Raw genomic sequence first — 22,813 nt, forward strand, 5'->3', positions numbered from 1 at the left:
AATAAAATATTAATGAAATTCATCTTCGGGGTCGGGTGCAATTCCCAACCGGCAGTAATTTAAGCCTGCGACCTGTATTTATCGATTGATAGATATGGCTGATCTAGTGAGATTCTAGAGCCGACAGTATAGTCTGGATGGGAGAAGATGGAGGGTTTATTTGTTGTGCAATGAAATCCTCCTATTCACGTAGATGAATGGAAGGAGCCTTTATGAATCAACAAAACAACAAACGTTTCATCGTCATAAGTATGTTGAGTGCAATTGCTTTTATTTTGATGTTTATCAAATTTCCTTTACCATTTTTGCCTCCGTACTTAACTTTAGATTTTAGTGATGTACCTGCTTTATTAGCAACCTTTATTTTTGGACCTATAGCAGGCATCATCGTCGAATTGATTAAAAACTTATTGAATTTCTTATTTAACATGGGAGATCCAATTGGGCCTTTAGCAAACTTTGTAGCAGCAGTAAGTTTATTATTAACTGCGTACTATGTCAGCAAAGCGGTTAAAAGCCGCTTCAATATCATCATTGGCCTCATTGTAGGTACAATCGTCATGACATTGGTATTAAGTGTTTTAAACTACTTCGTATTATTACCGCTTTACGGTATGATTATGAACTTAAGCGATGTCATGAAAAACTTAAAAATCATAATAGTATCTGGTATTATACCGTTCAATATTATTAAAGGTATCGTAGTATCTATCGTTTTCTTATTGTTATATAAACGATTAAAGAAAGCACTGCGTTATTAATAACAAACTAAAGAAACCCCCGGAAATATTTTTCCGGGGGATTTTTTAAGACATCATCTGTCTTGTTTTATCAATCTATGTTAAGCGAAGACAGCCAACTGGTCTCACGATTGATACTATTCGAATTTTAATGCATCACCATCAAACGGTTCGTCTGCAATTTTAATAGAATCTGTTGGGCAACCTTCGTCTGCATCTTCTAAGTCTTCGTATAATTCTTCTGGAACAGGCGCTGTCCCTTCATTATCATCTAAGATAACATAAGCAATACCTTCATCATCATAATCATAAATGTCAGGTGCTGCAGCACCGCATGCGCCGCAAGCAATGCATGTATCCATATCTACAATCGTATATTTAGCCAATTTACTTCGCCTCCTTCTCTAAAAATGCTACACTGATAACGTAATTTATATTTTAACACCAGTTTATCTTTTTTCAATACTATAAGTCATAGGTGATGATGGATTTGAACGAAATAATTCAATACATAAAAAAACATGCATTTCATTATAAAACTGACAAAAGTATCTACAATATACTGATTGGTGCTAAAACGCATCAAACCTACTTTGATGCATGTAGCCAACAACTTTTATCATTATATCATAGTCAACCTGATTTAAAATATACGTCATTCGAACGAATCTATCATCAGAATAACGAAGATTTATCATCAATTCCGTTAAAAGTTTCAACACGTTATACCTTTGAAAGTATCCAACAGACTTTTCAAGTTTTGCAGTTGTTAATACAAACCATTTCATTCAAACAACATCACACGCTTTCTTTTATACCCGTTTCAGAAATCAGTAAAGTACAAAAGCGAGTAAAAACTATTTATTTTAAGCTTGAAGCACAGCAAAGCTTAGATGCATTTAAAACAGAGATATATCAGCTTTTCGAACTATTAAACCAAGCACAGCCGCGTTCTATATTGCATTATTTCTTACAAGGTTATGATGAAGTCATGTATACGAACCAACAAGTCAGCTTAATCGAAAATTTAAAAATGTCAGAGTTAGCCATCATTAAAATGAATGATTTAGTCGAGATGATGCATTTATTGGAAGATCAAGAGACTTTTCCTACCTTGCACCAAGCTATTATCTTACCTGCGCTTTCTATCAATACTAAAGATACATTAAAGTTAGTAAATGACGGTTTATCGTTAGAAGCAATTGCACAAAAAGAAGGCGTAAAATTAAATACAATTGAAGACCATATCATTGAGCTATATATTAAAGGATATTTTACTGATTACAGCTTGTATTTGGATAAGGAAGATTTAAATGAATTTAAAACATTTTATATTGACCGCCAAGAAGAACGATTACGAAATTTTAAGGCAGCGTTTCCTAATATGAGCTATTTCGAAATTAAACTTGCGATTACCATATTAGCGAGGGAGGGGATTTGATGCTGGAAGAAGCTTTAAAAAAATGGTTTGGCTTTGATTCATTTAAAGAAGGTCAAAAACCTATTATCGAAAATGTATTGAATCATCAGCACACTTTAGGCATTTTACCTACTGGTAGTGGTAAAAGTTTGTGCTATCAACTGCCGACTTATATTAAACAAAAACCCACACTTATCATTTCTCCTCTAATTTCATTAATGGATGATCAAGTTATGCAGATGCGAAAGAACGGAGAGCGTTCTGTCAGTTACATTCACTCTGGTATGAGTTATGAAGAAAAGATGAAGAATTTAAAACAATTGAAATCATCAAAGTTTATCTTTTTAAGTCCTGAATTCATCTTGCATCAAGATAATATTAAATGGATTGATTCGATAGATTTAGGTATGATTGTGCTTGATGAAGCACACTGTATTACAGAGTGGGGTTATGATTTCAGACCGCATTACGCGTTAATTGGCAGAATCACTAAAAAATTTCCAAAAGCGACATTGCTCGCACTGACTGCGACTGCACCATTACATTTACAAGAGGATATAGAAGATATCGTACAGACAAAATTGAAGGTGGTCAAAACCAAAATGAGCAGAGATAATATTATGTTATCTCATCTCAACTTTGAAAATAACGCCGAGAAAAATGAATGGTTAAAATCTTTCATAGAACATTCAGGACCAACTATTATTTATGTATCTTCAAAGAAAAAGTGTAGGGAACTAGCGCAAATGATTTATGATGAAGGTTACCTTACCGGCATATACCATGGTGATTTATCATATCAAGAAAGACAAACTGTACAACAACAATTCATACAAAATAAAATTCCTATGATTGTCGCAACAAGTGCATTTGGCATGGGAATTAACAAACCTGATATCCGCACAGTCATTCATTATCATTTACCGGTCAGCCCTTCAAGTTACCTTCAAGAAATTGGTCGTGCCGGAAGGGATGGACAACTTAGCCAAGCTATCAGTCTTTATCAACCAGACGACTATTTCTTATTAGAAACTATTCTTTTTGCGGATATCATAACTGAAGCTGATATTGATGCATTTGATCAAGGTGCCAACTTACCTGAACAAAAGGCAGAAATTCTTGATGTTTTAGCAACTCAATATACAATCGAACAAATAAAAACGATTTTCTCAATCTCAGAACAACGCAAAAAAGAAGGGTTATTAACCATGATGGGATACAAAAACTTAACAACTTGCAGACGTCATTATTTAATGTCATATTTCGGAGAAACGATCACTCCGACAGAAAAATGTTGTGACAATGATAATACAATTCAACCTATAAATGTATTAAATAAAAAGAAAGTCGCAAGAAAAATGGATTATTTAGAAAAATTAAACCAAATATTTACTTAATATTAATCATTATCCTTTGATTTAATGTTATGGTTAGTGAATAACCACTTACATCCTAGAGATATTAGTAGAAATAATATAAACTTGTGACAACGTAGTTAAATGGATACTTTATTTTGAAAAACAAGTTGCAGATAGGGTATAATTCTCTTTGCTTAGTATGTATTGCAAGTTATAATTAACTTACAAGATGTGTTTTTCAACCTCTTCATTTAGGGTATGAACACTACATATGTAAATAAAAATATTTTTAATATAGAAAGGATGATGACGTTGTCAAACAACAATTTCAAAGATGATTTTGAACGCAACCGTCAATCGATTGATCCTAAACCATCTCATAAAAAGCCTGATCATTTAGACGAGTCAGTTGACACAGAAACAAATCATCAAGAAGAACCTATAAAAGAAAAGCAGGAACAACATTTCCCACCGAGAAACGCGCATAAAAGACGTCAAAGAAGACGTGCTACTGCAACACATCAACGTGAAGAAAAAACAGAAAAACCAAATGACTTACATAGCCAAGAAGAAGAACCAACGAAAAAAGAGTCAAAAGGTCATATTTCTGAAACTGTAAAAGGTCAACAAAACGGCAAGAAAAAAGCTGCAGGTACAGCAGCAGGCAGTGTTGGCGGCGGTATTATCGGTAAAGATTTAGAAAAAAATCATGAAAAAGCTTCTGAAACTAAAGAAGATAAGAAAGATAAGGATATCAAAAAAGAAGAACCCACAAATACTGAAAAAGACAACTCTGGTAAAAAAGCTGCAGCTGCTGGTGCAGCTGGTGTAGCTGGAGGCGCTGCTGCTGGTAAAGCTGCTCAAAAACATTCTGATAAGAAAAAAGATGAAAAACAAAAAACTGAAGAGCAACCTAAAGAGAAAGACACAACGAAAAAAGACAACTCTGGTAAAAAAGCTGCTGCTGCCGGTGCAGCTGGTGTAGCTGGAGGCGTTGCTGCTGGTAAAGCCGCTCAAAAACATTCTGATAAGAAAAAGGCCGAAAAACAAAAAGCTGATGAACAACCTAAAGAGAAAGACACTGCGAAAAAAGACAACTCTGGTAAAAAAGCTGCAGCTGCCGGTGCGGCTGGTGTAGCTGGAGGCGCTGCTGCAAGCAAATCAGCGCATGCAGGTACTGGAAACGGAGGCGCAGGTAATGGCGGTTCTGGCAATGGTAGTTCCGGAAACGGCAGTGCTGGCAATGACGGAGAACCTCCTAAAAAGAATAAAGGCGGATTAAAAAAATTACTTCCTTTACTTTTAGGCTTATTATTAATCGCAGCTATCGCAATTTTTGCTGGTTTAGCATTAACAGAACAAGGCAGTCATAAAGCACAAGACGACAACAAAGTTGCACAAAAATCGGATAAAGACAAAAATAAAGATAAAAATGAAGATAAAGATAAAAAAGCAGCAGACAAAAACAAAGATAAAAAATCTGATAAAGCAAAACACGATCATTCTAAACATCATGCCGCTTCAGATTCAGAAGCAACTGACGAATCACAAGCACAAGATCAAGACCAAAATGCTTATGATCAACAACAAAACGCTGCACAAAACCAAAACGGTCAATATAATCAAAATCAGCAAGGTCAACAAAACAATCAATACAACCAAAACCAACAAGCGCAACAAGCACAACAACATAATCAAGGTGGCCAAACACATACAGTATACGGTAAAGAAAACTTATATAGAATTGCAATCCAATATTATGGTGAAGGTACACCAGAAAATGTTGAAAAAATCAAACGTGCAAATGGTTTAAGCAACAATAATATTTCAAATGGACAACAACTAGTTATTCCACAATAATGATAGTAGCCTCACTACAAAATGGTAGTGAGGTTTTTTCTTTCATTAATGCTTCACAATTTCTAATCTTTCTTAGATGAAAAAAGATGAATACCTTTTAAAAATTTGTATGACTGATATAATATTAGGGGTGTGAAGAAGGAGGTCAACTGTATGCAAACAGTAGAAAGTATCATTATCGGCGGCGGACCTTGTGGGTTAAGTGCTGCGATTGAACAAAAGAAAAAAGGAATTGAAACATTAGTAATAGAAAAAGGGAATGTTGTAGAGTCTATTTATAATTACCCTACGCATCAAACATTCTTTTCTTCTAGTGATAAATTAAGTATCGGCGATGTACCATTCATCGTTGAAGAGTATAAACCAAGAAGAAATCAAGCGTTGGTGTACTATAGAGAAGTTGTTAAGTATCATCAATTAAATATTCATGCATTTGAAGAAGTGCTTACAGTTAAAAAAATGGGTAAACGCTTCACAATTACAACAACTAAAGATACGTATCAATGTCGTTTCTTGACTGTTGCGACAGGCTATTACGGTCAACATAACGAATTGGAAGTAGAGGGTGCTAAATTGCCAAAAGTCTTCCATTACTTCAAAGAAGCACATCCTTATTTTGACCAAAACGTTGTGATTATTGGAGGTAAAAACTCAGCAGTTGATGCGGCGCTTGAACTAGAAAAAGCAGGTGCAAATGTGACAGTACTTTACCGTGGCTCAGATTATTCATCAGCAATCAAACCATGGATTTTACCTAACTTCGAATCATTAGTAAGACATGAAAAAATCGATATGCATTTTAATGCAAACGTGACTAAGATTGATGAGGATAGCCTAACATTTGAACAAGAAGGCGAATCTTATACAATTCCTAACGATTATGTCTTTGCGATGATCGGTTATCATCCAGACTATGACTTCTTACAAACGATTGGTATCGATATTAATACAAATGAATTCGGTACTGCACCTGTGTATGATAGAGAAACCTACGAAACAAATGTAGAAAATTGCTATATTGCAGGTGTTATTGCAGCTGGTAATGATGCAAATACTATTTTCATTGAAAATGGCAAGTTCCACGGTGGCATTATTGCACAAAATATTGTTGCTAAAAAACAAACACCGCTTGAATCTTAATTCAATACTCAAAAAACCGAGAAACAGTACTAGCTGCTTCTCGGTTTTTAGTTATATCCAATTATACTTGTGCATCAAAGTATGCTTTAAGTTGTTCTTTATCATAATGATTGCTCATCGCAACAAGGAGCTTAAGACGTGCTTTTTGACCATTCAAACCGTTTGAAAAGATGACGCCTCTTTGTGCTAAATCGTATCCGCCGCCTTCGTAAGCATAGATAGGACCAACAATACCGTTAAATGATCTTGATACCAGGATTACAGGAATACCTTTATCTAAACAAGCCATTAATCCTTTTAAAGCAGTAGGGGGTAAATTACCTTGCCCAAGGGCTTCAACTACAATACCGTCAACTGCTCTTTCACTGTAAAACAAGAAAATATCACTCGGCATATCCATATAAGCTTTAACAATAGGTACATCTAATTTCGGATTGATTTTATCTAAAATTTTATGTCTGTACGGTTTATGGTGAAACTGTACACTCGTTTTTGTTAATACACCTAATGGTCCATGGTTAGGACTTTGGAAAGTATTCGTATTTGATGTATGTGTTTTAGTTACATTTCGCGCAGTGTGAATTTCATCATTAAATACAACCATTACACCTTTATCAGATGAATCATCTGAAGCAGCCACACGAAGTGCTGAAATGAAATTATACAATCCATCTGAACCGATTTCGTTAGAGGAGCGCATTGCACCTGTGATTACAATAGGTTTGTCAGTTTGTGTAATTAAATCTAATAAGTATGCTGTTTCTTCTAAAGTATCTGTACCATGTGTAATTACAAAACCATCGTATTGATCATGCTTGCTGTTTTCTTCAATAACATCCCTGAGCTTAACAACATCTGCAATTGTCACATGGGGAGACGGCAGATTAATAGGATTAATCTCAGTAACGTCTGCATATTGTTTGATAATATCATGGTGCTTTGAAATGGGATTTTCTTCATTTTCTACTACTTTATTGCTTTCATCTTCAGACATACTGATTGTACCACCGGTATGCATGACTAAAATCTTTTTCAATGTCATCGCTCCTATCTCTATAATACGTTTTTATGATAAAATAAATATGAATAAACGACAAGGGAAGGTTTTCTAGATATGAGTTTAATTAATATAGCTATTGATGGCCCTGCAGCAGCGGGCAAGAGTACCATTGCACGAAAGGTTGCTGAAAGCCATTCTATGATCTATGTAGATACAGGCGCGATGTATCGTGCAATTACCTATAAATATTTAAAAGAAGGTAAACCAGAAGACTTTCAATCTCTTATTGAAAATGTAACATTAAAATTGGTTTATGATGATGTGAAAGGTCAACGTGTGTTGTTAAACGATGAAGATATTACAGATTTCTTACGTTCTAACGAAGTCACACAAAATGTTTCTTACGTAGCATCTAAAGAACCAGTTAGAACATTTGCGGTTGAAGTACAGCAACAATTAGCTGCTGAGAAAGGGATTGTGATGGATGGACGTGACATTGGCACAGTAGTGTTACCAGATGCTGAATTAAAAGTATATATGATTGCATCTGTTGATGAACGTGCTGAACGCAGACAAAAAGAAAATGAAGCAAGCGGAATTCCTTCCTCTTTAGATCAATTAAAAAAAGAAATCAAAGCACGTGATGATTACGACATGTCTCGTGAAATATCTCCATTACGTCAAGCAGATGATGCAATTACTGTGAACACAACTGGAAAATCTATCGAAGAAGTAGCTGAAGTAATTAATCAACTTATCAGTGAAACACAAAACAAGCAGTCATAATTTCAGATGTTAGGCTGATGTTAATTATATTAATTTGATTATAAAAATTCATAATCATTCTATGGCGATGCTAACAGATTCAAATAATTATGCCATACTGTGAATAATAAATGAGTTTTTGTGGTATATATTATAGTGAGAATAAATACGTACATTGGAACGTAAAAATAATACTTTTTTACTGCAGAACTTGAGAGAATTCTTCACTTTTTGTGAATAGAGGTGAATTTCTTGACAATTCTGTCAGTTTGTAAGATGTTATAATTATGTAGTGTACAAGGAGGCATACAAGATGACTGAAGAATTCAATGAATCAATGATTAATGAAATTAAAGAAGGAGATAAAATCTCTGGACAAGTCCAAAAAGTCGAAGAAAAACAAGTGATTGTTGATGTCGACGGTGGCAAATTTAGCGGTATTGTACCGATTAGTCAATTATCTACTCATCATATTGATAGCCCAAATGAGGTTGTCAAAGAAGGAGATGCGGTAGAAGCTTATGTGACTAAGGTAGAAAATGACGAAGAAAATGAAACAGGTGCATATATCCTTTCAATTCGTCAATTAGAACAAGAGAAGTCTTATCAATATTTACAAGAGAAACAAGAAAATAACGAAATTATCGAAGCAAAAGTAACTGAAGTCGTTAAAGGCGGTTTAGTTGTAGACGTAGGACAAAGAGGGTTTGTCCCAGCTTCATTAATTTCTACTGATTTCATTGAAGACTTTTCAAGCTTTGATGGACAAGTTTTAGAACTACGTGTTGAAGAACTTGATCCAGAAAATAATCGCGTCATCCTTAGCCGTAAAGCAGTTGAACAAGAGCGTAATGAAGCTAAAAAAGCTGAATTACTAGAATCTCTTAATGAAGGCGATGTAATTGAAGGTACAATCGCACGTTTAACTAACTTTGGTGCTTTCGTAGATATCGGCGGTGTTGATGGTTTAGTTCACGTATCTGAACTTTCTCACGAACACGTTGATAAACCGGAAGACGTTGTTTCAGTGGGCGAAAAAGTTAAAGTAAAAGTAAAATCTGTTGAAAGAGACTCAGAAAGAATCTCACTTTCAATTAAAGATACTTTACCAAGCCCATTCGAAAGTATTAAAGGTGAAATCCATGCGGATTCAGTTATTGAAGGTCGCGTGGTAAGATTAACTGACTTCGGCGCATTTGTAGAAATTGCTGCTGGCGTTCAAGGACTTGTTCATATTTCAGAAATCAGTCGCAAACATATCGCTAAACCTAGCGATGTACTGGCACCTAACCAAACAGTTACTGTGAAAGTACTAAGCGTTGATGAAGAAAATGAAAGAATTTCACTTTCTATCAAAGCAGCTGTACCAGCTGAAGAAGAAGTACTTCAAATCGACGATGACGAATCACGTGACTATGTTGAAGGTAAACATGAAGAAGAAGATAATGATAACCCAACATTAGGTGAAATGTTCGGCGACAAATTGAAAAACCTTAAATTTTAATAAGTAATTCGCTAACATCAGTCAAGACTGTAGTAAGTGTCCTAACTTCACACTTTACAGTCTTGACTTTTTTATTGCCTAAATTTCTTTTGCTTTAAATAAGCCATGTGATAAAATTAACTAGATATATGAAAGAGAGGAAGTTAGCTTATGACTAAACCTGTTATTGCTATTGTAGGTCGACCGAATGTCGGTAAATCCACAATATTCAATAGAATTGTCGGAGAGCGTGTATCGATTGTAGAAGATACACCCGGCGTTACAAGAGACCGCATCTATTCTAGCGGTGAATGGTTGACACATGACTTCAATATCATTGATACAGGCGGTATTGAATTATCTGATGCACCATTCCAAACACAAATCAGAGCACAAGCTGAAGTCGCAATTGATGAAGCAGATGTTATTATTTTCATGGTTAACCAACGTGAAGGATTAACGCAAACTGACGAAATGATTGCGCAGATGCTTTATAAAACAAATAAACCTGTCGTTTTAGCTGTCAACAAAGTTGATAATCCAGAAATGAGAGCAGACATTTATGATTTCTATGCACTTGGTTTCGGAGAACCATTCCCAATTTCAGGTTCACATGGACTTGGTTTAGGGGATTTGTTAGATGAAGTAGCTAAACACTTCAAAGATGAAGGCGATGATCTTTATGATGAAGACACTATCAGATTATCTTTAATCGGACGTCCTAATGTTGGTAAATCCAGCTTAGTCAATGCAATTCTTGGGGAAGATCGTGTTATTGTTTCTAATATCGCCGGAACAACACGCGATGCCATTGACACAGAATATTCTTATGAAGGACAAGATTATGTCTTAATTGATACAGCAGGTATGCGTAAAAAAGGTAAAGTATATGAATCAACAGAGAAATACTCTGTATTACGCGCATTAAAGGCCATAGAGCGCTCTAATGTCGTACTTGTTGTCTTAGATGCTGAAGAAGGTATTATTGAACAAGACAAGCGTGTTGCAGGGTATGCACACGAAGAGGGTAAAGCTATTGTTATAGTAGTAAATAAATGGGATACGCTTGAAAAAGACAGTAAAACCATGAAAAAATTCGAAGACGAAGTTCGTAAAAACTTCCAATTCTTAGATTATGCACCAATCGCATTTGTTTCTGCGAAAGAAAAACAACGTTTACGTACATTGTTCCCATTAATCAATGAAGCGAGCGAAAACCATAAAAAACGTGTTCAAAGCTCAACATTGAATGAAGTCATCACAGATGCTATCGCAATGAATCCAACACCGACTGATAAAGGTCGCAGATTAAAAGTGTTCTATGCAACACAAGTTGCTATTGAACCACCAACATTTGTGGTATTTGTTAACGATGAAGAACTAATGCACTTCTCATATAAACGCTACTTAGAAAATCAGATTCGAGATGCATTTGGTTTCGAAGGAACACCAATCAAAATAATTCCAAGAAAACGAAATTAGTATTGAAAGGATGAAGTATATGAGTAAGGTTGCCGTTTTTGGTATGGGCAGTTTTGGTACAGCATTAGCGAATGTACTCGCACAAAACGGTCACGAGGTCTTAATGTGGGGTAAAAATAAACAAAGCATTGAGGAAATCAATACTTATCATACAAATTCACGCTATCTAAACGAAGCTAAATTAGAAGAGACAATTAAAGCCACTTCTGATTTAGAAGAAGCTGTCAATTTTTCAGATACGTATCTGATTGCACTACCAACAAAAGCTATTAGAGAAGTAGTTAAACAAATCGATGAGAAATTAGATTCAAAAAAAGTGTTTATCCATGTCGCAAAAGGAATTGAAAACTCAACATTCGAACGTGTATCAGAAATGATTGAAGATTCTGTTGCGCCAGAACATAATGGCGGTGTTGCTGTATTATCTGGACCAAGTCACGCGGAAGAGGTAGTTATTCAACAACCAACAACTGTTGCAGCTTCTTCTAAAGACCCAGAAATCAGTAAATTAACACAAGATTTATTTATGAATGAATATCTGCGTGTATACACGAATAACGATTTGGTTGGCGTAGAATTAGGAGGCGCTTTAAAAAACATTATTGCCGTGGCTAGTGGTATTGTAGCTGGTATGGGGTTCGGCGATAATGCTAAAGCAGCCTTAATGACACGTGGATTAGCTGAAATCAGCAGATTAGGGGAAGCACTTGGCGCAGATCCGATGACGTTTTTAGGTCTCGGCGGTATCGGGGACCTAATTGTAACTTGTACTTCAACGCATTCAAGAAACTATACACTTGGGTATAAAATCGGCCAAGGTAAAACAGTAGAAGAAGCACTTTCAGAAATGAACATGGTTGCTGAAGGGTTCTATACAACTGAATCTGTGCATAATTTAGCTAAAGAAAAACACATTGATATGCCGATAACATCTGCATTATATGGCGTATTGTTTGAAAATGTGCCATTAGAGAAAAGTTTAAAATTATTAATGGATAGAGACAAAAAGTCAGAATAGAAATTAAATTAATTTACTATTATTGTATATTTACACATAGGTGGCTAAAAAACCTTATAAATCGCGGTTTTATGCTTATAAATAATTGCGATAGTAAGAGCCGTTGTGTTAAAGTCATAGCATAATGATATTAAGTTATCATTAGCAAACCCTTGGGAGGTGACTCATAATGAACAAAACAGACTTAATTAATGCTGTTGCAGAACAAGCTGAATTAACTAAAAAAGAAGCTGGTTTAGCAGTTGATGCTGTATTCGAATCAATTCAAAACTCACTATCAAACGGTGAAAAAGTACAATTGATTGGTTTCGGTAACTTTGAAGTTCGCGAACGTGCAGCCCGTAAAGGTCGCAACCCGCAAACTGGTAAAGAAATCGACATCCCAGCAAGCAAAGTTCCAGCATTCAAAGCTGGTAAAGCTTTAAAAGATGCAGTTAAATAATGAATTCAATACTTAACAGAAAAGCCCTTTTCGGGGCTTTTCTTTTTATTACATACTTTTTCATTGAATTACTTTTACGACTGAAATTGCTAGATATTGCAAGCAGTTGAACAAAAGTGATTTTATTTTTCTATATATAATGTTAAGATGATTATTGATTAATAACGTGAGGTGCAGACATGGATTCAACATTAAGTACATTAAAAAACCAAATAGATCGTAAGCTTAATGGTATACATAGTCATGAACCAATTCAGTATAATCATCAATTGGCTCATGTACTTGATGCGCAAGATATTTTGCCTGACGCAAAATTAGCATGCCTCGCAATTGATACATCCATGAGTCATCTTGATTCAATCACGAGTAGTCATCTTTCTAAAAATGCGATTCTGATAGGGGATTTGATCAGTGCACATTTTTATACGTTGACAGCATCTATCAATGATTCAGAATATCTAGAAGCTATGAGCAATGCAATCATTAAAGTAAACGAATTAAAAACCGCTTTGCATTACAAAACGCTTTCTCATGACGCGATAAAAGACGCAGTTCGATATATTGAAACTATTTTCCCTGCAATTACCATCCAGCATTTCAATCCAAATGTTGAATTAAGCAACGCAAAAGATAGTTTAATTCAATACGCTTCAGAAAATTATCCAGCGTATCTTAAAGATTATAGTGAAACAGAACTCGAAGCTATTTTTAATGAATTGCGCAGTAATATAAAATAAAGTAGAGGTAATATATATGGCTAAAAATAAAGCAGATAAAGAAAAAGTGCACAAAGTCTTTCAAAACATTTCCACTAAGTATGATCGACTCAATAATATTATCAGTTTTGAACAGCACAAAGTATGGCGTAAACGCGTCATGAAATCAATGCAAGTTAAACCTGGCAGCAAAGCATTAGATGTTTGTTGCGGTACAGCGGACTGGACAATTTCATTAAGCAAGGCTGTCGGTCCTACAGGTGAAGTCATTGGTCTAGATTTCAGTGAAAACATGTTAAAAGTTGGAGAAGAAAAGACTAAAAATATGGCTAACATTCAACTTGTACAAGGCGATGCCATGGAATTACCTTTTGATGATAATGAATTTGATTACGTAACAATTGGTTTCGGATTAAGAAATATCCCTGATTATGTCATTGCACTTAAAGAAATGAACCGTGTTTTAAAACCAGGTGGCATGGTGGTCTGCTTAGAAACAAGCCAACCTACAATCCCAGTTTTCAAACAACTTTATCAATTATACTTTAAATTTGTTATGCCGATTTTCGGTAAGTTTTTCGCTAAATCTAAAGAAGAATATGAATGGCTTCAACAGTCAGCTTTCAACTTCCCAGATCGTGATGAACTTAAAGCGCTGTTCCAATTAGCAGGGTTCAGAGATATTGAAGTTAAAAGTTTCACTGGCGGAGTTGCCGCAATGCATTTAGGGTATAAGGAAAAAGAAACAGCAAAAGGTGATTAATGTGGATAAGCTGAACATTAATAGAGAAGTTAAAAAAATTGAAAGACAACTGAAGGACACAATAAAAAGCAATAATGTTGTATTAGAAGAGGCGGCACACCATTTACTTTCATCAGGCGGTAAACGTGTGCGTCCGTCTTTTGTTATTTTAAGCAGTGAATATGGGGATTCACCTAGAAACAAAGATACTTATAAGATTGCTGTTTCGTTAGAATTGATTCATATGGCAACTTTAGTGCATGACGATGTGATTGATAAAAGTGATAAACGCAGAGGCCGTTTGACTATCAGTAAAAAATGGGATCAAGATACAGCGATATTAACAGGGAATTACTTATTAGCTTTAGCATTAAAACACATTGCATCAATTGAAGACAAAAGAATACATACAATTTTATCACATGCTATTGTAGATGTATGTCGTGGGGAACTCTTCCAATTCCAAGATCAATTCAACTCCAACCAACCTGTCACAAATTATTTACGTCGAATTAACCGCAAAACAGCTTTGTTGATTCAATTAGCGACAGAACTAGGTGCATTATCTGCACATGCAGATACTAAAACGGCTAATAAAATGAAAAGAATCGGACATTATATTGGAATGAGTTTTCAGATTGTCGATGATATTCTAGACTTTACAAGTACTGAGAAACAACTAGGTAAACCAGTTGGCAGCGACTTAATGAATGGTCATATAACGTTACCAGTGCTATTAGAAATCAGAAATAATCCATCATTCAAACAAAAGATTGATGCATTACAACCAAATAGCCCAAAAGAAGATTTTATTTATTGTGTTAATTATATTAGACAATCTGACAGCATCGACCAATCTAAGCAAGTGAGTCGTCATTATTTACAAAAAGCAGTACGTTTGTTAGATGAATTAGAAGAAAACACAGCTACAACATGGTTTAAAAAACTAATTAAGCGTATGGAATCTAGAAATGTATAAAAAACAATCACAAAATATTGAAAGCGCTTAAATAAACTGTTAAACTAAAAATGTATTTATTTAGATTCATAAAAATACACATCTATTTTCAGGAGGATTTGCGAAATGGAAAGAACTTTTCTAATGATTAAACCAGATGGTGTTCAACGTAATATCGTTGGAGAAATCATCACTCGTTTAGAGAAAAAAGGATTAAAACTCGTTGGCGGTAAATTTATGACTGTTTCCAAAGAATTAGCAGAAACACATTACGGTGAACATGCTGATAAACCATTCTACGAAGGTCTTGTTTCATTTATTACTTCAGCACCAGTATTTGCGATGGTAGTTGAAGGTGAAAATGTAGTAGAAGTAACCAGAAATATGATTGGTAAAACAAATCCAACTGAAGCAGCACCAGGTACTATCAGAGGTGACCTAGGCTTAACTGTAGGCAGAAATGTTATTCATGGTTCAGATTCTCCAGAATCTGCGAAAAGAGAAATCAGCTTATGGTTCGAACCTAATGAACTAAGTGTTTACACAGCCAACAATGAAGAATGGTTATACGAATAATAATATAGAGTATACAAATTAAATTCATTTTATCCAATGTAAACCAGATTGAATTACTTATTCAGTCTGGTTTTATTTTTTACCCGCTATAATAGTCAGAAAAATTTTACAATTAAATCATTTTAATTGTTTCTGTCCATATTTCACGTGTGCTATGATAGTAGGTATACTTATTATTACTAATTTGAAATGGAGTGATTGCATAATGAGATTTTTAACTTCTGGAGAATCCCATGGACCGCAACTGACTGTAATTGTTGAGGGCGTTCCAGCTAATTTAGCTGTAACAGCTGAAGATATCAACGTAGAAATGTTTAAACGTCAAGGCGGTTATGGTCGTGGTCGTCGAATGAAAATTGAAAAAGATGCAGTAGAGATTGTTTCTGGTGTGCGTAATGGTTATACATTAGGAAGCCCAATTACTTTTGTAGTGACAAACGACGACTTTACACATTGGAGAAATATTATGGGTGTTGCTCCTATTTCTGAAGAAGAACAAGAACAAATGAAACGTAAAATTTCAAAACCAAGACCTGGTCATGCAGACCTTGTCGGCGGTATTAAATACAATCATCGTGATTTAAGAAACGTCTTAGAGCGTTCATCTGCAAGAGAAACAGCTGCGCGTGTAGCTGTCGGTGCCTTATGTAAAATTTTATTAAAACAATTAGGTATTGATATATATAGCCGTGTCGTTGAAATCGGTGGTATCAAAGATGACGCTGAATATGATTTGGAAACAATTAAATCTCATGAAGATAGTAATGATGTTCGTGTTATCAATGAAGAAAAAGCACAAGCAATCAGAGATAAAATCGATCAAGCTAAAAAAGACGGCGATTCACTTGGTGGTGTCGTACAAGTAATTGTTGATCATATGCCAGTCGGTGTCGGCAGTTATGTTCATTACGATCGTAAATTAGACGGCAGAATTGCTCAAGGAGTAGTCGGTATCAATGCCTTTAAAGGTGTAAGCTTCGGAGAAGGATTTAAAGCAGCCGAAAAACCAGGCAGTCAAATCCAAGATCCAATTCTTTATAATGAAGAAACAGGCTATACACGCGCTTCGAACCATCTCGGCGGTTTAGAAGGCGGAATGAGCAATGGTATGCCGATTGTAGTCAACGGTGTGATGAAGCCTATCCCAACTCTTTATAAACCATTAGCTTCTGTAGATATTGAAACAAAAGAGCCATTCAAAGCTACAATTGAACGTTCAGACAGCTGCGCCGTACCAGCAGCAAGTATCGTTTGTGAACATGCAGTAGCATTTGAAATTACGAAATCATTATTAGAAGAATTCCAATCAAACTATATGGAACAACTTCAAGCACAAGTAGAAGAACGCAGACAACGTAACATTGAATTTTAAAATCAAAGGTGATTAAGATGCAACTGATGACAACATATCAAGACAATAACTATCCTATTATTATTCAGCATGATGCAATGACTCATTTAAGTACTTTTTTGTCACAATACAGAGATGTCGCTTTCATTGTTGATAAAAATGTAGCAAGTTTTCATCCAACCAAAATAGAACAAGCAACTTCAGCTATCAAATCAAATCAGATTTCACATATGATTTCAGTAAAAGGAAACGAACAAACGAAGTCCTTTTCTGTTTATGAGTCTGTGCTTGAACAACTTTTAGAAACAGGTATCACACGTAATACATGTATAGTCGCTATCGGGGGAGGCGTGGTTGGAGATTTTGCCGGATTTGTAGCTGCAACATTATTACGTGGCGTAGATTTTATACAAGTACCAACAACCATTCTTGCACATGATTCAAGCGTTGGTGGTAAAGTAGGTATCAATACGCCTCAAGGTAAAAACTTAGTAGGTGCTTTTCATCGTCCTAAAGCTGTTATATATGACTTAGACTTTTTAACATCATTACCTTATGTTGAAATCAGCAGTGGCTACGCTGAAGTATATAAACACGCATTATTGAACGGCGAAAGTGCGCTAAGAGAAATTGAAGCAGCTTATCCAAATATAACTGCATTATCAGAACTTAACCAATTAGATGATTTCTTACTTAAAGGTATTGAAACAAAACTGAATATCGTTGTTGCTGATGAACATGAACAAGGGAAACGCAAATTCTTAAATCTTGGTCATACCTTTGGACATGCGGTTGAATATCATGAGAAAATACCACATGGTCACGCAGTAATGATTGGTATCATTTATCAATTCATTGTTTCTAATCTCATTTTAGACACAAATTATGATATCCAACACTTCGTAGATTATATGCAAAAATTGGAATATCCGCTTAATGTTGTTTTAAATGCTGAATTCCAACCTTTATTAAATTTAATGTTAAAAGATAAGAAAAACGATCAAAATGGCGTTCAGATGGTGCTCTTGTCTGAAATTGGCAAACCAGTGGTGACACATGTTGATAATACTGTGCTCAAAAATGCATTTGAACAACTACAAAACCTGTTAAAGTGAGTGAAACTAATGAGTAAAACTGAAGAAATCAATGTTCAAGGTCCTTTACGCGGTGAAATAGAAGTACCTGGTGATAAATCTATGACACACCGTGCGATTATGTTAAGTTCATTAGCAGAAGGACAATCAACTATTTATAAACCTTTATTGGCAGAAGACTGCCTACGTACAATTCAAATATTTCGCCAACTTGGTGTTGAGTTTAAAGTTGAAGATGATAAAGTAATTGTAAATTCTCCAGGTTATCAAAAATTCGTTACACCACATCAAACCTTGTATACGGGTAATTCAGGTACGACGACACGTATCATGGCTGGATTACTTAGTGGATTAGGAATTGATTCTGTATTATCTGGTGACGAATCTATCGGCAAACGACCTATGAACAGAGTCATTGATCCTTTAACTGAGATGGGCGCTGCAATTCGCGGTATTGATGGCAATTATACACCTTTAATTATCAATAAAGGACAAATTAAAGGCATCGATTATAAAATGCCAGTAGCAAGTGCACAAGTTAAAAGTGCCATTCTATTTGCGAGCTTATTTTCTGATGCGTCTTCTATAATCCACGAGATAGGTATTACACGCAACCACACGGAAACCATGTTTGCACATTATCAAATACCGATTAAAACTGATGGTATGACAATCGAAACGACACCACGTGCGATTGATTCTATTCAAGCCAGAGATTTTAAAGTGCCGGGTGATATTTCATCAGCTGCTTTCTTTATTGTTGCAGCATTAATTACACCAGACAGCGATATTACAATTCATAATGTAGGAATGAATGAGACACGTTCTGGTATTATAGATATAGTACAAAAAATGAATGCGAACATTGAAATTTTCAATGTGACAGAAGGGGCGGAACCTACAGCTTCTTTACGCATCAAATACACACCCGATTTAAAACCACTCGACATATCAGGCGAATTAATTACACGCGCTATCGATGAAATTCCAATCGTTGCTTTGTTATGTACACAAGCACAAGGTTCAAGCGTGATTAAAGATGCAGAAGAGTTAAAATACAAAGAAACGAATCGAATTGAAACAACTTCAGATGAACTCGGCTTACTCGGCTTTGAAGTTCATCCAACCAATGATGGTTTTGTGATTCATCCATCTACATTCGAACATGCAGCAGAGGTAAGTTCTTACACTGATCATCGCATTGGAATGACCTTGGCAATTGCGTCACTATTAGGAACTGAACCGCTTCACATCAAACGATTCGATTCAGTCAACACTTCATTCCCAGAATTCTTACCTTTACTTAAATCGATAGCACAGAAAGGATAATTTGAAAGTATGGAAGATACACAAAAATTAATTGATGATATTCATCTGCAAAAAATAGATAACTTAGACAGCAGAGTTGAGCAAGCAATTTCAACAGCTGATGACGATACATTATTCATGTTAGGAGAAACACTCTATAACTATGGTTTAACTCCTCAAGGTTTAGAAGTATTCAGAGCCTTATACAATAAATATCCAAACGAACCAGAATTATTGATTTATTTCATTGATGGATTGATTTCTGAGGATAAGACAGATGAAGCTTTAGAATATTTGAGCCAAGCAGACCTGAGTACAGAACGTTTAATGTTAGAAGCAGATTTATATCAACAAATTAATATGCTTGAAGTAGCCATTGATAAAGTCCAAGAAGCGATTGAGTTAGAACCGAATGATCCCGTTCTGCATTTCGCCCTTGCTGAATTGATGTACTTCGATGGGCAATATTTACGTGCGTCTGCAGAATATGAAACAGTTCTAGAAACTGGTGAATATATGGTAAACGGGGTCAACTTGTATGCGCGACTTGCAGATAGTGCTTTACAAAGCGGTAACTATGACGACGCAATTAAACTATATGACGACATTCATGAGCAAGACATGACCCCAGAAGACTATATGAAGAAAGCATTAGCATATGAAAAAAATGAATTAGTTCAAGAAGCCATTAAAATTATGAGCACATTAATGGAAAAAGACCCTGATTACATTCAAGGCTATTTTTATCTCCAACAGCTTTATTTACATCAAAGAGATTATAAGTCAGCCATTGAAGTCGGTCACGAAGGTTTACGACTTAATGTTTTCTACAAAGAGCTAATGTTATCAACAGGTAAACTCGAATTAGATCAAGGAGATGCTGAAAAAGGGGTAAAACTCTTACTTAACGCATTAGAAGTAGATAACGCTTATCAAGAACCTTTAATTGAACTTAGCAGCTATTATCGTACTAAAGAAGATAATGAATCGATTATCGCACTCTTACAATATGCGAGCGAAGACGATTTAGATCCTCGCTTTATGTGGAACTTAGCTTATGCGTTAGGGGCAGAAGAACGTGATAAAGAAGCGCAGCATTTCTTCGATCTCGCTTATCCTACATTTGAAAATAATCCTGATTTCTTAGGAGATTATTACTTCTTCTTAATTGAAACAGGACAAATTGCACAAGCTAAACAATTATTACCTAAATTATTAGAACTTGATCCAAACAATGATGAATGGCAACAAGAAGCTGAACGACTGCAATACGATTAAGGTGTTGGTGAATTTTAATGAGAGATTATGAAAGTTTAAATCTGCAGAAGAAAAACTTGATTGATTATTTACTCTTTCAATATGGATTTAAATCTAGGATCAGCGTATGGGTATTGAATTTAATCAAGTCTGATATTCAGCGTTTAGAGAGCGTATATTTTGTAGATGAACCATTATCACATCGCAATACACTTGAACTTGCGGTGAATGAAACCTCAAGTATTGGAATTAAACTTACGCTTGATCAGAAGCAGTATCATAATACCAATGAAATCTTCCGTCTTGTCGCATACGATAAGCCTGTGTTGGATATCAAAATTCATATCCCTAAAAGAGATATACGTATTGATGAAATTTTATTAGCACAATTGTTAACTTCACCAGAATATACGTCTCATTTGAGCGATCTGCATGCGGTCACAACGACACCGCAGGCTGAATTATCATTGATTCACCGTCTACAAAATACAATAGATTTAAGCTTGCAAATCAATGATCCTGAATACTTCTATCGACTGTCTCACTTATTAAATACGATTAAAGCGAAATCTTATAATTTCCCAACAAAGGAATGAAAGCGATGAGTATCTTGCAGTGGTGGAAATGGGCGTTATATGCACGCCCATTTCTTTTATTAGTTTTAGTTTGTAATATTTTAGGTACAATTTACGGTTACATATGGTATGGCAGTCAGTTAAAAGAAGCTGCATGGTATTATTGGATATTTATTCCAGATAGTCCCACAGCTTCGCTCTTTTTGTGTATTGTCATTTTGTTGTTCTTGTTGAATAAACAGTGTTCTATCATAGAAGCATTAGCATTTATGACGCTCATCAAGTATGGTATATGGGCTGTTATCATGAATTTGATTTTATTTTATCAATACGATGAAATTACAATCAGCGGGATGATGTTATTAGTGTCACATGGCATCATGGCATTTGAGGCCATATTATTTTATCCACGCTTCAAAATCACTTTAGGTGCAGGTCTCATTGCGATTATTTGGATATTCCATAATGACTTAATAGACTATGTCTTTATGCAGTTTCCATACTATCCGTTTATCGATACGCATTTAGAACTTGTTGCATATATTGCGTTTATATTAAGTACGCTATGCATCATTTTATATTTTTATTTAAAACCTTTGATACGACGCAAATTAATTGACCAAAGTTTACGTTCTCAGTAAAATAATGTTATAAAGGAGTGAGCATTTTGTCTTTAGTAAGTATGATAATTTATTTTGCAATATTAATGATTTTGCCGCTTTGGGCACAACATAAAGTTAAATCTAACTACGAAAAATATTCACAAGTCAGATCGACAAGTGGTAAAACTGGACGAGAAGTGGCTGAAGAAATATTACACGCCAATGGTATCAATGATGTTGAAGTACTAGAAGGTCAAGGTTTCTTATCAGACCACTATGACCCGACTAAAAAAGTAATTCGTTTATCTCCTGCGAACTACAATCGTCCAAGTGTTGCTGCAACAGCGATTGCGGCACACGAAGTAGGGCATGCGATTCAAGACGCTCAAGGTTATTTCTACTTGAGATTCAGACACGCATTGTTCCCATTAGCTAATATCGGTAGCAGCTTGTCATACATTTTAATTATGGCAGGTATCGTATTAACTTCGATGCAAATGGCAATCGGTTCTACAGCGTTATGGATTGGGATTTTCTTAATGGCATTTGCAGTGTTGTTCTCAATCATCACATTACCTGTAGAATTTGATGCAAGTAAACGTGCGATGAATAATATCAAATCATTGCATATCGTTAATGACAAAGAATATAAACATGCACGCAAAGTATTGAGTGCTGCAGCAATGACATATGTAGCTTCAACAGCTGTTGCAGTTGCAGAATTATTAAGATTTATCTTAATTGCACGCTCAAGCGATTAATTTAATAAAGTAATGAAACCTTGCTCTCGCAGCAAGGTTTCAGACCGTAGACAAACTACCGTTATAACTTGAAAAAGTGTAACGGTAGTTTATTTTTTTTATGAAATTTTCGAAAATATGTATAAAAATCTTTATAATAGAAGTCCTCACGGACTCTTATGTAAG

At 35.2% G+C, this 22,813-nt stretch carries 23 protein-coding genes and 1 riboswitch; of the genes, 21 read left to right on the forward strand and 2 right to left on the reverse strand.

From position 1 onward, the window contains the following. Positions 1-17: 17 nt before the first annotated feature. Positions 18-153: riboswitch (FMN riboswitch) on the forward strand. 59 nt (positions 154-212) lie between these two features. Beyond that, positions 213-761 carry an ECF transporter S component gene (locus tag KRR19_RS10765; RefSeq protein WP_002480989.1) on the forward strand — a complete coding sequence of 183 codons (549 nt, stop codon included), beginning with the start codon at positions 213-215 and terminating at the stop codon, positions 759-761. Positions 762-877: 116 nt separating this feature from the next. Here the strand turns inward: KRR19_RS10765 and KRR19_RS10770 are convergent, their stop codons facing one another. Beyond that, complete coding sequence (locus KRR19_RS10770) at positions 878-1,126, reverse strand: ferredoxin (protein ID WP_002480988.1); 249 nt, start codon at positions 1,124-1,126, stop codon at positions 878-880. A 98-nt stretch (positions 1,127-1,224) separates the two neighbouring features. On the opposite strand from KRR19_RS10770, the gene KRR19_RS10775 reads away from it, so the two are divergent. The 4 genes from KRR19_RS10775 to ypdA all read left to right on the forward strand — a co-directional run bounded on the left by KRR19_RS10775 (position 1,225) and on the right by ypdA (position 6,518). Beyond that, positions 1,225-2,181 carry a helix-turn-helix domain-containing protein gene (locus tag KRR19_RS10775; RefSeq protein ID WP_216733624.1) on the forward strand — a complete coding sequence of 319 codons (957 nt, stop codon included), beginning with the start codon at positions 1,225-1,227 and terminating at the stop codon, positions 2,179-2,181. Then, on the forward strand, positions 2,181-3,557 hold the full coding sequence (locus KRR19_RS10780) for a RecQ family ATP-dependent DNA helicase (RefSeq protein ID WP_002480986.1): 1,377 nt from the start codon (positions 2,181-2,183) through the stop codon (positions 3,555-3,557). The genes KRR19_RS10775 and KRR19_RS10780 overlap by 1 nt, the downstream gene beginning before the upstream one ends. A gap of 273 nt (positions 3,558-3,830) precedes the next feature. After that, a complete protein-coding gene (locus KRR19_RS10785) occupies positions 3,831-5,378 on the forward strand; it encodes a LysM peptidoglycan-binding domain-containing protein (protein WP_207021193.1) in 1,548 nt (515 codons plus the stop codon). Positions 5,379-5,531: 153 nt separating this feature from the next. After that, positions 5,532-6,518: a bacillithiol disulfide reductase YpdA gene (gene ypdA / locus KRR19_RS10790; protein WP_002480984.1), complete on the forward strand. Its 987-nt coding sequence runs from the start codon at positions 5,532-5,534 to the stop codon at positions 6,516-6,518. Positions 6,519-6,579: 61 nt separating this feature from the next. Here ypdA and KRR19_RS10795 read toward each other — a convergent pair whose 3' ends face one another. Then, positions 6,580-7,554, reverse strand: a complete 975-nt coding sequence (locus KRR19_RS10795; RefSeq protein ID WP_105967085.1) for an asparaginase — start codon at positions 7,552-7,554, stop codon at positions 6,580-6,582. A gap of 78 nt (positions 7,555-7,632) precedes the next feature. On the opposite strand from KRR19_RS10795, the gene cmk reads away from it, so the two are divergent. The 16 genes from cmk (at position 7,633) to KRR19_RS10875 (ending at position 22,648) form a co-directional block, all read left to right on the forward strand. Next, positions 7,633-8,304 carry a (d)CMP kinase gene (gene cmk / locus KRR19_RS10800; RefSeq protein ID WP_002480982.1) on the forward strand — a complete coding sequence of 224 codons (672 nt, stop codon included), beginning with the start codon at positions 7,633-7,635 and terminating at the stop codon, positions 8,302-8,304. A gap of 292 nt (positions 8,305-8,596) precedes the next feature. Beyond that, entirely contained in the window at positions 8,597-9,787 is a 1,191-nt protein-coding gene (gene rpsA, locus KRR19_RS10805; protein WP_023015187.1) for a 30S ribosomal protein S1, read from the forward strand. A 150-nt stretch (positions 9,788-9,937) separates the two neighbouring features. Beyond that, positions 9,938-11,248, forward strand: a complete 1,311-nt coding sequence (der, locus tag KRR19_RS10810) for a ribosome biogenesis GTPase Der (protein ID WP_002480980.1) — start codon at positions 9,938-9,940, stop codon at positions 11,246-11,248. Between the two features lie 19 nt (positions 11,249-11,267). After that, complete coding sequence (locus tag KRR19_RS10815) at positions 11,268-12,266, forward strand: NAD(P)H-dependent glycerol-3-phosphate dehydrogenase (RefSeq protein ID WP_023015188.1); 999 nt, start codon at positions 11,268-11,270, stop codon at positions 12,264-12,266. Positions 12,267-12,435: 169 nt separating this feature from the next. After that, positions 12,436-12,708: an HU family DNA-binding protein gene (locus KRR19_RS10820; protein ID WP_002480978.1), complete on the forward strand. Its 273-nt coding sequence runs from the start codon at positions 12,436-12,438 to the stop codon at positions 12,706-12,708. A gap of 179 nt (positions 12,709-12,887) precedes the next feature. Further along, the gene (locus KRR19_RS10825; protein ID WP_002480975.1) at positions 12,888-13,445 is read left to right on the forward strand and encodes a hypothetical protein; all 558 of its coding nucleotides are present in this window, start codon (positions 12,888-12,890) and stop codon (positions 13,443-13,445) included. A gap of 16 nt (positions 13,446-13,461) precedes the next feature. Continuing rightward, positions 13,462-14,187 carry a demethylmenaquinone methyltransferase gene (locus tag KRR19_RS10830; RefSeq protein WP_023015189.1) on the forward strand — a complete coding sequence of 242 codons (726 nt, stop codon included), beginning with the start codon at positions 13,462-13,464 and terminating at the stop codon, positions 14,185-14,187. 1 nt (position 14,188) lies between these two features. Next, positions 14,189-15,145 carry a polyprenyl synthetase family protein gene (locus tag KRR19_RS10835; RefSeq protein WP_002480973.1) on the forward strand — a complete coding sequence of 319 codons (957 nt, stop codon included), beginning with the start codon at positions 14,189-14,191 and terminating at the stop codon, positions 15,143-15,145. Positions 15,146-15,250: 105 nt separating this feature from the next. Continuing rightward, a complete protein-coding gene (ndk, locus tag KRR19_RS10840) occupies positions 15,251-15,700 on the forward strand; it encodes a nucleoside-diphosphate kinase (protein ID WP_002480972.1) in 450 nt (149 codons plus the stop codon). A gap of 205 nt (positions 15,701-15,905) precedes the next feature. After that, entirely contained in the window at positions 15,906-17,072 is a 1,167-nt protein-coding gene (gene aroC / locus KRR19_RS10845; RefSeq protein WP_023015191.1) for a chorismate synthase, read from the forward strand. A 17-nt stretch (positions 17,073-17,089) separates the two neighbouring features. Beyond that, complete coding sequence (gene aroB / locus KRR19_RS10850) at positions 17,090-18,166, forward strand: 3-dehydroquinate synthase (RefSeq protein WP_207021195.1); 1,077 nt, start codon at positions 17,090-17,092, stop codon at positions 18,164-18,166. A 9-nt stretch (positions 18,167-18,175) separates the two neighbouring features. Then, the gene (gene aroA, locus KRR19_RS10855; protein WP_070625925.1) at positions 18,176-19,474 is read left to right on the forward strand and encodes a 3-phosphoshikimate 1-carboxyvinyltransferase; all 1,299 of its coding nucleotides are present in this window, start codon (positions 18,176-18,178) and stop codon (positions 19,472-19,474) included. Positions 19,475-19,483: 9 nt separating this feature from the next. Further along, a complete protein-coding gene (locus tag KRR19_RS10860; RefSeq protein WP_207021196.1) occupies positions 19,484-20,731 on the forward strand; it encodes a tetratricopeptide repeat protein in 1,248 nt (415 codons plus the stop codon). Between the two features lie 17 nt (positions 20,732-20,748). Then, a complete protein-coding gene (locus tag KRR19_RS10865) occupies positions 20,749-21,306 on the forward strand; it encodes a YpiB family protein (RefSeq protein WP_156666590.1) in 558 nt (185 codons plus the stop codon). A 5-nt stretch (positions 21,307-21,311) separates the two neighbouring features. Continuing rightward, on the forward strand, positions 21,312-21,926 hold the full coding sequence (locus tag KRR19_RS10870; RefSeq protein WP_156666589.1) for a DUF1405 domain-containing protein: 615 nt from the start codon (positions 21,312-21,314) through the stop codon (positions 21,924-21,926). A gap of 41 nt (positions 21,927-21,967) precedes the next feature. Then, positions 21,968-22,648, forward strand: coding sequence for a zinc metallopeptidase (locus KRR19_RS10875; protein WP_096754697.1), 681 nt, complete (start codon positions 21,968-21,970; stop codon positions 22,646-22,648). Positions 22,649-22,813 lie beyond the last annotated feature (165 nt).

The sequence above is a fragment of the Staphylococcus sp. CWZ226 genome (assembly GCF_018986355.1).
GTDB classification, from domain to species: Bacteria; Bacillota; Bacilli; order Staphylococcales; family Staphylococcaceae; genus Staphylococcus; species Staphylococcus simulans.

Excerpts from the sequence above, each read along its gene's own strand:
- KRR19_RS10865 (WP_156666590.1), top strand. The coding sequence starts at position 20,749 with ATGAGAGATTATGAAAGTTTAAATCTGCAGAAGAAAAACTTGATTGAT.
- rpsA (WP_023015187.1), top strand. The coding sequence starts at position 8,597 with ATGACTGAAGAATTCAATGAATCAATGATTAATGAAATTAAAGAAGGA.
- KRR19_RS10815 (WP_023015188.1), top strand. The coding sequence starts at position 11,268 with ATGAGTAAGGTTGCCGTTTTTGGTATGGGCAGTTTTGGTACAGCATTA.
- KRR19_RS10825 (WP_002480975.1), top strand. The coding sequence starts at position 12,888 with ATGGATTCAACATTAAGTACATTAAAAAACCAAATAGATCGTAAGCTT.
- KRR19_RS10820 (WP_002480978.1), top strand. The coding sequence starts at position 12,436 with ATGAACAAAACAGACTTAATTAATGCTGTTGCAGAACAAGCTGAATTA.
- der (WP_002480980.1), top strand. The coding sequence starts at position 9,938 with ATGACTAAACCTGTTATTGCTATTGTAGGTCGACCGAATGTCGGTAAA.
- KRR19_RS10780 (WP_002480986.1), top strand. The coding sequence starts at position 2,181 with ATGCTGGAAGAAGCTTTAAAAAAATGGTTTGGCTTTGATTCATTTAAA.
- KRR19_RS10870 (WP_156666589.1), top strand. The coding sequence starts at position 21,312 with ATGAGTATCTTGCAGTGGTGGAAATGGGCGTTATATGCACGCCCATTT.
- KRR19_RS10775 (WP_216733624.1), top strand. The coding sequence starts at position 1,225 with ATGGATTTGAACGAAATAATTCAATACATAAAAAAACATGCATTTCAT.
- KRR19_RS10875 (WP_096754697.1), top strand. The coding sequence starts at position 21,968 with ATGATAATTTATTTTGCAATATTAATGATTTTGCCGCTTTGGGCACAA.
- aroA (WP_070625925.1), top strand. The coding sequence starts at position 18,176 with ATGAGTAAAACTGAAGAAATCAATGTTCAAGGTCCTTTACGCGGTGAA.
- cmk (WP_002480982.1), top strand. The coding sequence starts at position 7,633 with ATGAGTTTAATTAATATAGCTATTGATGGCCCTGCAGCAGCGGGCAAG.
- aroB (WP_207021195.1), top strand. The coding sequence starts at position 17,090 with ATGCAACTGATGACAACATATCAAGACAATAACTATCCTATTATTATT.
- KRR19_RS10860 (WP_207021196.1), top strand. The coding sequence starts at position 19,484 with ATGGAAGATACACAAAAATTAATTGATGATATTCATCTGCAAAAAATA.
- KRR19_RS10830 (WP_023015189.1), top strand. The coding sequence starts at position 13,462 with ATGGCTAAAAATAAAGCAGATAAAGAAAAAGTGCACAAAGTCTTTCAA.
- KRR19_RS10765 (WP_002480989.1), top strand. The coding sequence starts at position 213 with ATGAATCAACAAAACAACAAACGTTTCATCGTCATAAGTATGTTGAGT.
- ndk (WP_002480972.1), top strand. The coding sequence starts at position 15,251 with ATGGAAAGAACTTTTCTAATGATTAAACCAGATGGTGTTCAACGTAAT.
- ypdA (WP_002480984.1), top strand. The coding sequence starts at position 5,532 with ATGCAAACAGTAGAAAGTATCATTATCGGCGGCGGACCTTGTGGGTTA.
- aroC (WP_023015191.1), top strand. The coding sequence starts at position 15,906 with ATGAGATTTTTAACTTCTGGAGAATCCCATGGACCGCAACTGACTGTA.